Origin of the sequence: Actinomyces oris (assembly GCF_001553935.1) — a bacterium.
In the GTDB taxonomy this organism is placed as follows: Bacteria; Actinomycetota; Actinomycetes; order Actinomycetales; family Actinomycetaceae; genus Actinomyces; species Actinomyces oris_A.
In genome coordinates this window covers 1,399,507-1,414,014 of the sequence record NZ_CP014232.1, presented here as the reverse complement: position 1 = coordinate 1,414,014, position 14,508 = coordinate 1,399,507, and the positions used below count along the sequence as shown (strand labels likewise).

General features: G+C 70.9%; 10 protein-coding genes. 5 read left to right on the top strand and 5 right to left on the bottom strand.

Annotation, left to right across the window (positions count from 1 at the left end; genetic code table 11):
- Positions 1–18: 18 nt before the first annotated feature.
- Together AXE84_RS05885 and AXE84_RS05880 are read right to left on the bottom strand one after the other, a co-directional pair.
- Positions 19–2,247, bottom strand: coding sequence for an NAD(+) synthase (locus AXE84_RS05885; protein ID WP_060957193.1), 2,229 nt, complete (start codon positions 2,245–2,247; stop codon positions 19–21).
- A gap of 166 nt (positions 2,248–2,413) precedes the next feature.
- Positions 2,414–2,710, bottom strand: coding sequence for a PspC domain-containing protein (locus tag AXE84_RS05880; RefSeq protein ID WP_010613335.1), 297 nt, complete (start codon positions 2,708–2,710; stop codon positions 2,414–2,416).
- 248 nt (positions 2,711–2,958) lie between these two features.
- On the opposite strand from AXE84_RS05880, the gene AXE84_RS05875 reads away from it, so the two are divergent.
- Positions 2,959–5,790, top strand: a complete 2,832-nt coding sequence (locus AXE84_RS05875) for a GH32 C-terminal domain-containing protein (RefSeq protein ID WP_060957192.1) — start codon at positions 2,959–2,961, stop codon at positions 5,788–5,790.
- Between the two features lie 206 nt (positions 5,791–5,996).
- Here AXE84_RS05875 and AXE84_RS05870 read toward each other — a convergent pair whose 3' ends face one another.
- A complete protein-coding gene (locus tag AXE84_RS05870; RefSeq protein WP_060957191.1) occupies positions 5,997–7,007 on the bottom strand; it encodes a LacI family DNA-binding transcriptional regulator in 1,011 nt (336 codons plus the stop codon).
- 198 nt (positions 7,008–7,205) lie between these two features.
- Here AXE84_RS05870 and AXE84_RS05865 point away from each other — a divergent pair, with 198 nt between their 5' ends.
- The gene (locus tag AXE84_RS05865; protein ID WP_010613339.1) at positions 7,206–7,886 is read left to right on the top strand and encodes an HAD family hydrolase; all 681 of its coding nucleotides are present in this window, start codon (positions 7,206–7,208) and stop codon (positions 7,884–7,886) included.
- A 156-nt stretch (positions 7,887–8,042) separates the two neighbouring features.
- On the opposite strand, the gene AXE84_RS05860 is transcribed toward AXE84_RS05865, so the two are convergent.
- Positions 8,043–8,732 (bottom strand): TetR/AcrR family transcriptional regulator, encoded by a 690-nt coding sequence (locus AXE84_RS05860; protein WP_010613340.1) that lies wholly within the window; start codon positions 8,730–8,732, stop codon positions 8,043–8,045.
- 538 nt (positions 8,733–9,270) lie between these two features.
- Between AXE84_RS05860 and AXE84_RS05855 the strand changes: the two genes are divergently transcribed.
- The 3 genes from AXE84_RS05855 (at position 9,271) to AXE84_RS05845 (ending at position 11,604) form a co-directional block, all read left to right on the top strand.
- Positions 9,271–9,861 carry a hypothetical protein gene (locus AXE84_RS05855; protein ID WP_060957190.1) on the top strand — a complete coding sequence of 197 codons (591 nt, stop codon included), beginning with the start codon at positions 9,271–9,273 and terminating at the stop codon, positions 9,859–9,861.
- Positions 9,858–10,487, top strand: a complete 630-nt coding sequence (locus AXE84_RS05850; protein WP_236750185.1) for an RES family NAD+ phosphorylase — start codon at positions 9,858–9,860, stop codon at positions 10,485–10,487. Before AXE84_RS05855 ends, AXE84_RS05850 begins: the two co-directional genes overlap by 4 nt.
- An 85-nt stretch (positions 10,488–10,572) precedes the next feature.
- Positions 10,573–11,604 (top strand): DUF3152 domain-containing protein, encoded by a 1,032-nt coding sequence (locus AXE84_RS05845; protein ID WP_060957189.1) that lies wholly within the window; start codon positions 10,573–10,575, stop codon positions 11,602–11,604.
- A 152-nt stretch (positions 11,605–11,756) separates the two neighbouring features.
- Here the strand turns inward: AXE84_RS05845 and clpB are convergent, their stop codons facing one another.
- Positions 11,757–14,438 (bottom strand): ATP-dependent chaperone ClpB, encoded by a 2,682-nt coding sequence (gene clpB, locus AXE84_RS05840; RefSeq protein WP_060957188.1) that lies wholly within the window; start codon positions 14,436–14,438, stop codon positions 11,757–11,759.
- Between the last annotated feature and the right edge of the window lie 70 nt (positions 14,439–14,508).

Genomic DNA, 14,508 nt, shown 5'->3' with positions numbered 1-14,508 from the left:
CGGTTCTTCACGGGGGTCTCACGCCCGCGGCACGTTGCGCTCGAGCTCGGCCAGCCAGGCGGTCGCTGCGGCGTCGGAGGGCATGCGCCAGTCCCCACGGGGGGACAGCGAACCGCCGGCCACCACCTTGGGCCCGTTGGGCAGGGTGGAGCGCTTGAACTGGTTGGTGAAGAAGCGCCGGTGGAACAGCTCGAGCCAGCGCCGGATCTCGGGAAGGTCGTAGGCGACCCTCTCGGCCTGCGGCAGCCCCTCGGGCCAGTCCCCGCTCTGCGCGTCCGCCCACGCCCGGTGCGCCAGGAAGGCGATGCGGCTGGGGCGCGAGCCTCGACGCAGCACGTGCCACAGGGTGAAGTCCTGCAGGGCATAGGGACCGATCTTGGCCTGGGTTGACTGGATGGCGCCGCCGGCCTCGGCCGGGACCAGCTCGGGGCTGATCTCGGTGTCCAGGATGGACAGCAGCGTGCGGCCGACGGCCTCGTCGAACAACCCCTCGGCAACCACCCAGCGGATGAGGTGCTGAATGAGGGTCTTGGGGATGCCGGCGTTGACGCCGTAGTGGGCCATCTGGTCGCCCACCCCGAAGGTGCACCAGCCCAGGGCGAGCTCGGAGAGGTCCCCGGTGCCCAGGACGATGCCGCCGCGGTGGTTGGCGATGCGGAAGAGGAAGTCGGTGCGCAGGCCCGCCTGGACGTTCTCGAAGGTGACGTCGTAGAGCTCGCGCTCGCTCGCCCCCTCGGGCAGGACCCCGTTGCGGGCGTACTCGCCGTAGGGGTGGCCCATCTCGGTAAGCATCTGGGTGGCGGTGGCCCGGATGTCGAGCTCTTCGAAGGTGCAGCCCAGGCCGACGGCGAGGTCCTCGGCGTTGCGGCGCGTGCCGGCGCTCGTGGCGAAGCCGGGCATGGTGATGGCGTGGATGTCCGAGCGGGGCCGGCCCAGGCGGTCCATGGCGCGGGCGGCCACGATGAGGGCGTGGGTGGAGTCCAGGCCGCCGCTGACGCCGATGACGATCTTGGGGTTGCCGATGGCCCCCAGGCGCTGGACGAGGGCGGCCACCTGGATGTTGTAGGCCTCGTAGCAGTCCTGGGCGAGTCGGGCCGGGTCGTCGGGCACGAAGGGGAAGCGGTCCACACGGCGGTGCAGGCCGATGTCCGTGCGCGGGGCGGCCAGGTCGGCGGCGTCGATCCGGATGCGCCGGAAGGCCGCCGGGTCGGTGAAGGTGGTGGCCGCGGTCGGGGCGCCGGCGACCGGGGAGCTCAGGGTGCGGGCGTTGTCGGCGAAGGTCCCCTGGCGCAGGCGCTCGGCGCGCAGGCCCTCGATGTCGACGTCGACGACGGTGGCGCGCGGCCCGTCGGGGAAACGCTCGGTGGTGCCGAGCAGCTCGCCGTTCTCGTAGACGAGGGTCTGGCCGTCCCAGGCCAGGTCCGTGGAGGACTCGCCCTGCCCGGCGGCGGCGTAGACGTAGGCGGCCAGCCCCCGGGCCGAGGAGGAGCGGGCCAGCAGCTCACGGTCCTCGGCCCGCCCCACCGTGATGGGCGAGCCGGAGAGGTTGACCAGGACCGTTGCCCCGGCCAGCGCCGCCAGCGACGACGGCGGGACGGGCACCCACATGTCCTCGCAGACCTCGACGTGGAAGGTCAGGCCGGGGACGTCCTCGACCTCGAACAGGAGGTTCGCCCCGAAGGGGACCCGGGCGACCGGCTCGGCGCCGCCCGCGCTCTCGACGCCGTCGAAGCCGCTGCGCACGCCGGGCAGCTCGATGCTCTCCACCCCGGCGGGCAGAGCGTCACCAGGGGCGAAGTGCCGCTTCTCGTAGAACTCTCGGTAGGTGGGCAGGTAGGACTTGGGGGCGACGCCGCGCACCCGCCCGCCCTGGATGATCAGGGCGCAGTTGTAGAGGCGGTCACCCAGGCGCAGGGGCGCGCCGACGACGAGGGCGGGCAGGAGGTCGGCGCTGGCGGCGCGCAGGGTCTCGATGGCCGCGAGCACGTCGGACAGCAGGACGTCGGACAGCAGGAGGTCGTCGATGGCGTAGCCGGTCAGGCACAGCTCGGGGAAGGCGGCCAGGCAGACGCCGTCGTCTGCCAGGGTGCGGGCCTGTTCGATGATGGCGGCGGCGTTGGCGGCCGGGTCGACGGGCACCACCGGCAGGGTGACGGCGGCGACGCGGGCGAAGCCCTGGTCGTAGGCGGAGAGGAACTCGATGCTGGTCGCTGAAGCAGTCACGGCGTCATTCACGGTGTCGGTCACGGCTCGATCCTCCCATCGACGGCGCCTTCCCGCGAAGCCACCGCCCCCGTGTCACGGCCGGGGACGCAGCGGGCGCCGGGCCGCGGCCGATGGGCACTGCCACGCACTGCGCCCGCCGCGTCACCCGTGGAACCGGAGGTGGCGAGGCGGGCGCAGAGCCGATCAGTCAGTACTGGGCAGGTGCGGGCTCATCGAGCATGAGGCACCAGGCTCCGACGTAGACCAGGAACATGGGGCCGGGCAGGAAGCTGGCCAGGATCACACCGACGCGCACCGCGGTCACGGGCATGTTCCAGGCCTCGGCCAAACCCCCGCAGACACCGCCGAGAATGCGGTGCTCACGGGAGCGCCGGGGCAGGGAGTCGCGGAAACGGAAGAACTCTCCCGAACGGCCGGAGGAGGCGCCCTCACCCTCGGAGCGGGTGGAGTGGCTGAACTGACCGGGGTACTGCTGCTGCGTCATGGCAACCAGTCTGGGTGACGAGGCCCGCCACTGGGTATCGGGGAGCACCCTGAGACGTCCCCGATGTTGATCGGGACTCGCCCCCATGATTGCTTGCCCGACGTTGAGGGTCCGCGTAACTTATTACCGGCGCTAACGCGCGTTATCGGATCGGCGTAGGAAACGGGGCGGCAGGCCCTGACCATCGCCCCGACCCGCAACGGCGCCCGCCCTCGTTCACGCCGAGCCCGCTTCCCGGAGGACAGCACATGAGTCGGACCACCCGAGCACTCAGCGCCCTGACCGCCTTCTGCCTGCTGGCGGCCGCCTCTACGCTGGCCTCCATGCCCGCAGCCGCCTCCGGCCAGGCCCGACCGGTCTCCGCCGCACCAAACGCACCAGCCGCACCGACGGCCCCGAAGGCCGACCAGACCGGCGAGCGGTGGCGCCCGCAGAGCCACTACACCCCCCAGAAGAACTGGATGAACGACCCCAACGGGCTCGTCTATTACGACGGCGAGTACCACATGTTCTACCAGTACAACCCCGAGGGCTCGGACTGGGGCAACATGTCCTGGGGCCACGCCGTCTCCAAGGACCTGGTCCACTGGCAGGAGCTGGGGGTGGCGATCCCGCACACCTCGCAGTACGGGGTGTTCTCCGGATCAGCGGTCATCGACACCAAGAACACCTCCGGCCTGGGCAGCCCGGACAACCCGGCGATGGTCGCGGTGTGGACGCGGGCCGACGTCGGCGGCAACCAGTCCCAGTCCCTGGCCTACTCCACGGACAAGGGCCGCACCTGGAACCTGTACAACAACGGTGACCCGGTCCTGGACATCGGCTCCAACGAGTTCCGCGACCCGAAGGTCTTCTGGGACCAGGCCTCCGGGCGCTGGACCATGGTGGTCTCCCACGCCACCGAGCACCGCGTCTCCTTCTACTCCTCCCCCGACCTCATCCACTGGACCGAGCAGTCCAGCTTCGGCGGGGAGGGCATCACCTCGGCCGTGTGGGAGTGCCCGGACTTCTTCCCGCTGCCGGTCGACGGCAGCTCCCAGGAGGTCAAGTGGGTCCTGGTAGTCACGGTGGCCGACTCGGCCCAGTACTTCGTGGGCAGCTGGGACGGCACCACCTTCACCCCCGACGAGATCCCCCACTACAGCGGTGAGGAGGGCACGACCCTGGCCGACTTCGAGAACGGCTACGCCGGCTGGAAGGCCGACGGCGCCGCCTTCGGCTCGGGCCCGGCCACCGGGGACCTGCCCGGGCACCAGGGCAAGGCCTACGTGGACTCCTTCGGCAGCGGCGACGCCGACACCGGCACGCTGACCTCGGATGAGTTCACGGTCTCCTCGTCCTATATCAACCTGCGCACCGCCGGCGGCAAGCACCCCTACAACCCGCAGGCCACCGGCGACAACGGCGGCGGCAGGCTCCTGGCCGGCTTCGACGGCTCCTGGGAGGGCTGGACCGTGGAGGGCAGTGCCTTCGCGGCCACGCCCCCTCAGGGCGCCACCCCCGGCCAGCAGCCGCTGGTCAACCACTCCAGCGCCGGGCTGCTCAACACCTATCTCGACGCCGCCACCGGGCAGGGCTCTGACGCCCCCACCGGCACCGCCACCTCGCCGACCTTCACCATCGACTCCGCCTACCTCAACCTCCTCATGGGCGGCGGCAACAACCCCCGCCCCGAGGGCGGCGCCGACGGGGGCTCCAGGGTGAGCGTCGTCGAGCTGATCGTTGACGGCAAGGTGGTGCGCTCGGCCACCGGCCGCAACCTGGAGGAGCTCAACTGGCAGAGCTGGGACGTCAGCGACCTCAAGGGCAAGTCCGCCCAGATCGTCGTCACCGACACGGCCACCGGAGGCTGGGGACACATCCTCCTGGACGAGGTGCGCGCCTCGGACAAGAAGGCCTCCCCCATCGCGGACAACACCTCCGTCAACCTCGTCGTGGACGGAAAGGTCGTCGCCTCCGCCACCGGCAACAACTCCGGGACCCTGGAGTGGACGAGCATGAACGTGGCGGCCTACAAGGGCCGCAAGGCCCGCCTCGTCATCGAGGACCGCAACGGCAACGCCGAGGACTGGGGCCACCTCATGGTCGACCAGATCCTCCAGTCGGACACGAAGGCCTTCTCCGGGGCCGACGTCGTCCCACGCCTGGACTACGGCAAGGACTACTACGCGGCCGTCACGTGGGACAACGTCCCCAACGGCAAGCGCTACCAGGTGGGTTGGATGAGCAACTGGGCCTATGTGCGCGACCTGCCCACCACCACCTGGCGTACCGCCATGTCCACGGTGCGCGAGATGGGACTGACCCGGGTGAACGGCAAGCTGCGCCTGACCGCCCAGCCCGTCACCGCCCTGGAGTCCCTGCGCACCGGCCAGGAGCTCATCCGGAAGGACACCGACATCCCGGTGGGCGAGACCTCTCTGGGCAAGGCCGCTCAGGGCACCTCTCTGGACATCAGCGTGGACCTGAGCCCCAGCGCCTCCTCCTTCGCCGGTCTCAAGGTCCTCGATAACGGCGAGCAGTACACGCTCATCGGCTACGACTCCCAGGCCAAGCAGCTCGTCGTGGACCGCACCCACTCCGGGGTCACCGACTTCTCCCCGAAGTTCCCGGCCCGGTCCACCGCGCCGCTGTCACCGGACAGCAAGGGACAGGTCCACCTGCGCATCATTGTTGACGCCCACTCCGTGGAGGTCTTCGCGGCCGACGGCACTCCTGTCATCACCCAGACCGTCTACCCCGAACAGGACGCCACGGGGGTCTCACTCTACGCCGAGGGCGGCACGGCGCATCTGGGTTCTCTGAGCCTGTGGCACCTGGGTTCCGTCCAGGACGCCGGCGCCCCGGCCGAGGGCCCCGACTCCCCCGGGGCCGGCAAGCCCGCCGTCCAGGGGCCGGCCCGTGGCCAGGCGAAGGCGGCATCGGCGTCGGCGAGCCCCACCGCCGCTGCGGCCGGTAAGAGCGTCTCCGCCCGCTTCCCGCTGGCCCGCACCGGCACCTCCCTGACCCTGGGCGCCCTGGGGGCGGCCGCCGCCGCGACCGGCGCCTACGCACTGCGCCTACGCCGTCGGCGCTCCTGAGCGGCAGCGTCTCCCTCACGGCCGGGGACATTCCCCTGCGGCCGGGGACTTTCGACGCCCTCGGGGACATTTCGGTGCGGTCGGGGACGTTCGACGCCGTCGGGGACCGGAATCCTGTCCCCGACGGCGCAGAACGCCCCCGCTAGGAGGGCTCCGCACCCGTACGCGCACAATGTCCCCGGCCACATGGACGGCACGATGCGCTGTCAGGCTGAGGAGCGACGGATGATCGTACCCGGCAGGAGCGTCTCAGCGGGCACCTCCTCGCCCTCCATGAGGGCCAGCAGGTGGGAGACGGCCACCTGGCCCATCTCCTCGAAGGGCAGCGCGACCGTCGTCAGGGCCGGATGGACCTGATCCGCGATGAGCTCCTGGTCGTCGATCCCGATGACGGCCACGTCCTCGCGCACTCGCAGCCCCTGCTCACGGATCGCGGCATAGGCGCCCATCGCCATGCAGTCGTTGCCGCACACCAGCCCGGTCAGCCAGGGATGGTCCGTCAGCAGGCGGGAGGCGGCCGCGTACCCGTCCCGGGTGGTGCCGTGACCGACGGCCACGTGCACGGTGCTCCAGGGGATGCCGGCCTGCTCCAGGTAGGTCCGGCAGCCGATGCGCCGCCCCGGGGCGGCCTCACCGTCGTTGGGGTCGAGCTCGATGACACCGATGTCGCGGTGATGGCCCTCCAAGAGCGCCTGCGCGGCCAGGCGCCCCATCTGCTCCTCGTCGGGGCGCACGCAGGGAAGGCCGGAGACCGGGTCGATGCAGTGGACCAGGACGGTGGGGATCTCGCGGGCCTGCGCCGGCATGCGAACCCGGCAGTTCCACCCGGTGGCGTAGATGATCCCCTCGACCCGGGACTTCAGCAGCGTCTCGAAGGCCTCGGCCTCCACAGTGGCCTCCGTCGAGGTCGGCACGATGAACAGCGTGTAGCCGGCGGCCCGGACGGTGTCCTGGATCCCGCGGATCGTGGCGGCGGCGAAAGGGCTGGTGACGATCTCGGAGACCAGGCCGATGAGGGAGGATCGGCGCGAGGCCAGGGCCCGCGCCCCGCCGTGCGGGCGGTAGCCGAGCTCGGCAGCCACCTGCTGGACGCGCTCACGGGTCTGCGGTGGGATCCGAGCGCCGTCGCGGTTGTTGAGCACGAAGGACACCGTCGTGCGCGAGACGCCGGCCGCCTTGGCCACGTCCGCCATCGTGGTCCTGTAGGTGTCGCCCACCCGCTCTCCTCCCGGCCCCTCCGACTGCGCCGCCACCTGCACACCCTGTTGGGATCGGGCGCGTGCACCACCTGACGTCCTGACGGCAGTCTGCCAGGACGACGACGCAGCGCATAGCCCTGAGCACCGGCAGGCGGGTCATGAGGCAGCACGCCCAGACCCTGTGCGCTGCGCCACCCTCCGGTTAGGCTATTTCTCATGACGACCTCCCCCACTCCCAACTTCACGGTGCGCGCTGTCCTGTGGGACATGGACGGCACCCTCATGGACTCCCAGCCCTTCTGGGACGAGGCATTCATCCACCACTGCCAGGCCCTGGGCGGTGACCCGCGCCCCGAGCTCGTCGCCCAGATGACGGGGGCCTCGATCCGTCAGGCCCGTGAGCTCATTGCCGCCACCGGCGCCACACGCTCCTGGGACGACCCTGCCACGCAGGAGGTCTTCGAGGCGATCGCGCACGACGTCGAGGCCTCCGTGAGCGCCGCCCCTCCCCTGCTGCCCGGAGCGCTGCGGATCACCTCGGCGCTTTCGGAGGTGGGGCTGGCTCAGGGGATCGTCTCGGCCTCACCGCGCCGGATCGTCGAGAAGGTGGCCTCCGCGCTCGGCGACGTCTTCGCCGTCCTGGTCACCGGTGACGACGGCGTCGGGGCCAAGCCCGATCCACTGCCTTACGCCACGGCGGTCGAGCGCCTCGACCTGCGGCCCCAGGACTGCGTCGTCGTCGAGGACTCCCCCACGGGGGCGGCCTCGGCCCGGGGCAACGGGATCCACGTCGTGCAGATCGGAGCCACCAAGCACTTCCCGGCCGACCCCGGCCTCGTCGTCGTCCCGGACCTGGCCTCCATCACCCCACACCTGCTGCTGTGGGCGGATCGCTGAACCGGGCCGGTGCCGAGCGGGCCACCCGCTCACGACCGGCGCCCGAGTACAGGACCGGCTCGGGAACACGAGGTTCCCGAGCCGGATGGGATGGATAGGGATTCTGATGAGGATTCGTGGCGTGCCGAGTCCGGTGCGACGCGGCGCCTGTGACCGTCAGGCCGCCTTGGGCCGCTGAGGGGTCTCCGGGGTCTCCTGGACCTCCCACTGGCTGCGCAGGCAGTCGGCGTAGAGGCGGATCTCCGCCACCAGGTCGGTGGACAGAGCCTCCGAGGCGGCCGTCCCGGGCGTCGTCGAGCACAGCCACTGCAGCTGGAGACCGTCGATGAGGGCGACCAGGCTGCGAGCCACGAGGCGCGAAGGCATCTGCGGGTCCACGATCCCGGCGGTCTTGCCGGCCTCGAAGCTGGACTCGAAGCGCTCGACGGCGCTGTTGAGGTGGTTGGCCATCCACCGGTGCGCGGGGTGCTCGGCGTCGAGGACCGAGACTGCCGTCGCGGTGTAGATCGCCGTGAGGTCCCGGTGGGCGACGTTGCGCTCGAGTAGCTCGATGTAGCGCTCCAGCAGGGCCCAGGGGTTGCCGTCAAGGTCGGAGACACCCGCGACGTCGAGGGTGTCCAGGTTGCCGACGGTGTCGACGGGGGCCGTGGCGGCGTCGCCCTCGACGGCCGGGGACTCCACGAGAATGCTCAGGGCGTCCTCGCGGTCACGGCGCTCCAGCACCTTGCAGAAGAGCTCGTCCTTGGAGGAGAAGTGGTGCAGGAGTCCGGCCTTGGAAATGTCTGCCGCGTTGGCGATGTCGGCCAGGGAGGTGCCGGCATACCCGTGCTCTCCGAAGAGAACCACGGCTTCATTGAGGATGCGTGCTCGCTTGTCCTCGCTGCCCGCTCGGGGGCGCCCGGGTCCGCGCCGCCTAGCCGGGGCAGCTTGGGGCGAAGTCGGGGTACTGACAGTGTTCATGGCGGCATCATGGCACCTTCCAGTAAGAGAATTGCAAGGCAGAAAGGCCCTCATCGGAATAATCCGCTCAAGTGTGACCTCCACGTGCCCTCCCCGTGACGTGAGTGACGACTTGGTCTCAGTTTTCACACAATTAACCGGCTCCTACCAGCACAGAGTTCCCCGACCATGCGGTCTGTTGGGGCTGCTGGGATTGCTGGCCGCCACAACCTCCCGTCGCCACCCAGACTCTTTTGTGATTTCATCCAGGTTCGCAGTGCAGCACCGCGTTGGTCACAGTTGCATAACACTTACGAGATTCTTGTTTCCGGTTCAAATACATGCCGCGAGCCTCTCCAACGACGAGGCCGCCGACCCCGCCAGAAATCACCGAGACGCATCATGGATGCATGCACATGCACACTCAGTGCATTACACTCACTCCATGACTGTTCTTGCCGGCCTGCTCGACCACCTCGACCTCAGCGACGAGGAGCTCGCGGACGCGATGCGCGAGGCCACTGCCCGCACATCGCAGGGAGGCGTCGGCCCGGTATCCGCCGGCATGACCGACTTCCTGGCTCGAACCACCCCTCGCGGCCACAGCAAGTCCACAGCCCGCACAGTGGAGCGCGTCCTGTCCGATCGCACGTACGCCGAGCAGCTCACCGCCCAGCATGAGGCCGTCCAGGCGGCCTGCACGCTGGCGCGCTCTCTGAGTACCCGCCAGGTCGCCACCCTGCTCAGCCGGACAACGACGACGATCACCCGCGCGGCCGGGCGCACCCTCTACGCCTACCGCGAGGGGCGGTCGCTGAGATTCCCCACGTGGCAGTTCCATGAGGGCCGCCCGATCCCGGGCCTGGCAACGGTGGTGCCCGCCCTGCGCGAGGGGCTGACGCCGGCCACCATCGAGGCGCGGATGACGACGTCGGATCCCGAGCTGCTCGACGGGGCGACACCCGCGCAGTGGCTGATCGCCGGCGGGGACCCGGCGGCAGTGGTCCAGCAGTTCTCGGATGCGGACCACCGGTGAGTCCCCGACCGAAGAATCCTCCGCAGCCGCCGTCGACGCTCGACACCCGCCCGGACGACATCGTGACGGTGGAGCACGCCGAGCTCGCCCGCGTCGCCTTCGCGCTCAGCCCTCACCCCCTGCCGTGGGGCGAGCTGCGGACCTGGGGGCCGCACCCGCGATGCCGCTGGGATCCGCACCCGCTGCCGACGGGGGAGCATCCGGAGCACGGGGTCCTCTACACCGCCGGTGACTTGCTCACGTGCGTGGCGGAGGTCTTCGCCGATACCCGCGTCATCGACACGCGCAGCGATATGCCTCTTCTGCAGGTCTGGGAGGCGACTCGTCCGCTGCGCCTGCTCGATCTCACCAGTACCTGGGCGCTGCGCAACGGCGCCTCGGTCAGCCTCGACAGCGCCCCGCGCTCGACGTGCCGGGCCTGGGCGCGCGCCATCCGGATTCAGCTGCCCGACGTCGACGGCCTGCGCGCCCGCTCGACGATGACCGGGGGCGAGATGACAGTGCTGTTCTCCCCCGCGCGCGACAGCCTGCCGGCTCTGCCCCGGGACACCGCCCCGCTGGCCGACGCCACGCTCTACGCCCTGCTGAAGGCGCTCGCCCCCGACATCGGCTACGAGATCGTCTGAGGCTGCCCCGACGCCGCATGTGACCTTGGGCGCGCAGGGATGCCTCCCGGCGGGTTGGTCGGACGCACGCCCCTACGATGGTCGCATGCGTCCCTCGACCCCGCAGCCGCCGCGGCGCCCCTCCCGCCCCGGCCGCGCCTCGTCGTCGACATCTGGACGCCGTCGAACATCCGCCGGTCATCGACGCAGCCCCGAGGGCCGGCCCTCCCCGCAGCGCCCTTCGTCGGACGCCCCCGATCCCGCCAGCCGGCGAGCCCTCACCATCGCCCGCCGGGAGCGACGTCGGCGTCGCGCCCGCAACCGGCTCCTGTACGGCACGACCTTCGTCGTGGCGCTGGCCCTGATCGTCGTCGGGCTGCGGGTCTGGGGGCTCCACCCCGGTTTCGCCCTGTCGCTGGGCTCCTCCGCACGCCAGTCCTCAACCCCGGCCAAGGCCGCCGCCCAGTCCTCCGCCCGGGCGTCCACTGCCCGCGCGGCCTCGCCGTCGGCCTCGGCCGCCCCCTCAGCCTCACCGACGCCGTCGGCCTCGGCGCTGCCGTCCCCGCAGCTGGACTCCGAGGGCTTCGCGCACTCCGGCGCCGTCGGCAACGGCAGCTGGACCATTGCGCCGGCCGTTCCCGTCTCCCAGCCCGCGGCCGCCACCGTTTACCGCTACGTGCTGCGAGTCGAGGGCGGCACGCATGTCGACGCCGCAGCCGCGGCCCCCATCGTGGAGCGCATCCTCAATGACGAGCGCGGCTGGCCCACCGCGCAGAACACGTCCTTCCAGCCCGTGGCCGACCCCGCGAGCGCGGACTTCACCTTCAACATCGCCACGCCACCCAGCGCCGACGCCCTGTGCTCACCGCTGGACACCGGCGGCATGTGGAGCTGCCGCAACGGGGACAACGTGGTCATCAACTCCGACCGGTGGAACTGGGGCGCCGTGACCTACCCCGACGTCGACTCCTACCGCACCTACGTCACCAACCACGAGGTGGGCCATTTCCTCGGCCACGAGCACGAGTTCTGCGCCGGGGCCGGCCTCAAGGCCCCACTCATGGCTCAGCAGAGCCACGACCTGGCCGGCGGCTGCGTCTACAACGCCTGGCCCACCCAGGACAACCAGCCCGGCTGAGGTCCGCGACGCCGCTGACAGCATGAGCCGGCAGCGTGAGCCAGCAGCACGCAGCACGAAGGGGCGGGCCCACCACTCAGGTGGGCCCGCCCCCTCATCACTGGCCTGTCACAGCCTCCGCGTCAGGCGACTGGTGCGGTCGGGTTCCGGGATCAGGCCGGCGACGCCGCCGAGGAGGCCGACGGAAGGTGCGCCTCGCCCTCGGCCCGCAGCGTGAGCCCCTCAGAGCCATCGACCCTGTCAACGACGACCTTCTGCCCGTCGAGGACCTCCCCGGCCAGCAGCATGCGGGCCAGGCGGTCGCCGATCTCGCGCTGGACGAGGCGGCGCAGCGGCCGGGCCCCGTAGGCGGGGTCATAGCCCTCGTCGGCCAGCCAGCTGCGGGCGGCGTCGGTGACCTCCAGGCTCAGGCGCCGGCCGGTCAGGCGCTGAGCGATGCGCGCCAGCTGGATGCCGACGATCTCGCCCAGCTCCTCCTTGGAGAGGGCCTCGAAGATGATGATGTCGTCAAGGCGGTTGAGGAACTCCGGCTTGAAGGAGGCCTGGACCACGCTCATGACCCCGTTGCGCTTCTCCTCGGGGCTGGTGAGCGGGTCGGTGAGGAACTGGCTGCCCAGGTTCGAGGTGAGCACGAGGATGACGTTGCGGAAGTCGACCGTGCGCCCCTGGCCGTCGGTGAGGCGGCCGTCGTCGAGCACCTGCAGGAGGATGTCGAAGACCTCGGGGTGGGCCTTCTCGACCTCGTCGAGCAGGACCACGGAGTAGGGCCGACGCCGCACGGCCTCAGTGAGCTGGCCGCCCTCCTCGTAGCCGACGTACCCGGGAGGGGCACCCACGAGGCGCGCCACGGAGTGCTTCTCGGAGTACTCGGACATGTCGATACGCACGATGGCACGCTCGTCGTCGAAGAGGAACTCGGCCAGGGCCTTGGCCAGCTCGGTCTTGCCCACGCCCGTGGGACCCAGGAAGAGGAAGGAGCCGGTGGGGCGGTCGGGGTCGGAGATGCCGGCCCGCGAGCGGCGCACCGCGTCGGCCACGGCGGCCACGGCGGCCTTCTGGCCGATGAGGCGCTCGCCGATGACGTCCTCCATGGTCAGGAGCTTCTCGGTCTCACCCTGGAGGAGCTTGCCCACGGGGATGCCGGTCCAGGCCCCCACGACCTCGGCGATCTCGGGGGCGCCGACCTGCTCGGCGATCATCGGCTCGCCTGCCGCCTGCTCGGCGGCGTCGTCGGCGGCCTCGGCCTCGCGGATCTGGCGCTCCAGGGCGGGCATGTCGCCGTAGCGCAGGCGGCCGGCCTCCTCGAAGTTGCCCTCGCGCTCGGCCAGGTCGGCGCGGGTGCGCATCTCGTCCAGGGCGGCGCGCAGCTCACCGACCTTGTTGTGGCCGGCCTTCTCGGCCTCCCAGCGGGCGTTGAGCGAGGCCAGCTCCTCGGAGGCGTCGGCCAGCTCGGCGCGCAGGCGCTCGAGGCGCTCGACGTCGGCGGGGTCGGCCTTGGAGACGTCCTCGATGGACTCGTCCAGGTAGGCCTCCTCCATGCGCATGCGGTCCACGCGGCGGCGCAGCTCGTCGATCTCGACGGGGCTGGAGTCGAGCTCCATACGCAGCCGGGAGGCGGCCTCATCGACCAGGTCGATGGCCTTATCCGGCAGCTGGCGACCGGTGATGTAGCGGTCGGAGAGGGTCGCGGCGGCCACGAGGGCGCCGTCGGAGATGGTCACCTGGTGGTGGGCCTCGTACTTGGGGGCGATGCCGCGCAGGATGGCCACGGTGTCCTCGACGCTGGGCTCACCGACGAAGACCTGCTGGAAGCGGCGCTCCAGGGCGGGGTCCTTCTCGATGTTCTCGCGGTACTCGTCCAGGGTGGTGGCACCCACCATGCGCAGCTCGCCCCGGGCCAGCATGGGCTTGAGCATGTTGCCGGCGTCCATGGCGCCCTCGGAGCCGCCGCCGGCGCCGACGACGGTGTGCAGCTCGTCGATGAAGGTGATGACCTCCCCGTCGGAGTCCTTAATCTCCTTGAGGACCGCCTTGAGGCGCTCCTCGAACTCACCGCGGTACTTGGCGCCGGCCACCATCCCGGACAGGTCCAGGGAGATGAGGCGCTTGCCGCGCAAGGACTCGGGGACGTCGCCGGCGACGATGCGCTGGGCCAGGCCCTCGACGACGGCGGTCTTACCCACGCCCGGCTCCCCGATGAGGACGGGGTTGTTCTTGGTGCGCCGGGACAGGACCTGCACGACGCGGCGGATCTCGGCGTCACGGCCGATGACCGGGTCGAGGCGGCCCTCCCGGGCGGCCTCGGTGAGGTCGGTGCCGTACTTCTCGAGGGTCTTGTAGGTGCCCTCGGGGTTGGCGGAGGTGACTCGGGAGGAGCCTCGGACCTGGGGCAGGGCCTCGATGAGGGCCTCCGGGGTGGCACCGGCGTCGGCCAGGATGCGGGCCACGGTGGGGGCGGAGCCGGAGGTGTCGCCCTTGGCCAAGCCGATGAGCAGGTGCTCGGTGGAGATGTACTCGTCGGACAGCTCCTTGGCGACCGTCGAGGCGGCCTCCAGGGCGGCCAGCAGGGAGCGCGAGGGCTGGGGCTGGGTCATGGAGGAGCCCGAGGAGGCGGGCAGCTGGGTGAGGATGCGGCGCGCGGAGGCGCCGACGGCCTGGCGGGCCGCCGCGTCGGGGCAGACCGCGGCCAGGAGTCCGGCGGCGACGCCGTCGGGCTGGGAGAGGAGCTCAACGAGCAGGTGCGCGGGCTCGATCTGGGGGTTGCCGGCCGCGGCGGCGGCCTGCATGGCCCCGGAGATCGCCTCCTGCGACTTGGTGGTGTAGTTGGTGTCCATGCGGATCTCCTTCAGAGGTAGTGACGTGTTGCGTCTTCTGGTCACCACAACCTTCGCAGAGTTGAGTCTA

Coding starts and splice junctions, on each gene's coding strand:
- AXE84_RS05845 (WP_060957189.1), top strand. CDS start 10,573: ATGCGTCCCTCGACCCCGCAGCCGCCGCGGCGCCCCTCCCGCCCCGGC.
- AXE84_RS05875 (WP_060957192.1), top strand. CDS start 2,959: ATGAGTCGGACCACCCGAGCACTCAGCGCCCTGACCGCCTTCTGCCTG.
- AXE84_RS05865 (WP_010613339.1), top strand. CDS start 7,206: ATGACGACCTCCCCCACTCCCAACTTCACGGTGCGCGCTGTCCTGTGG.
- AXE84_RS05880 (WP_010613335.1), bottom strand. CDS start 2,710: ATGACGCAGCAGCAGTACCCCGGTCAGTTCAGCCACTCCACCCGCTCC.
- AXE84_RS05855 (WP_060957190.1), top strand. CDS start 9,271: ATGACTGTTCTTGCCGGCCTGCTCGACCACCTCGACCTCAGCGACGAG.
- clpB (WP_060957188.1), bottom strand. CDS start 14,438: ATGGACACCAACTACACCACCAAGTCGCAGGAGGCGATCTCCGGGGCC.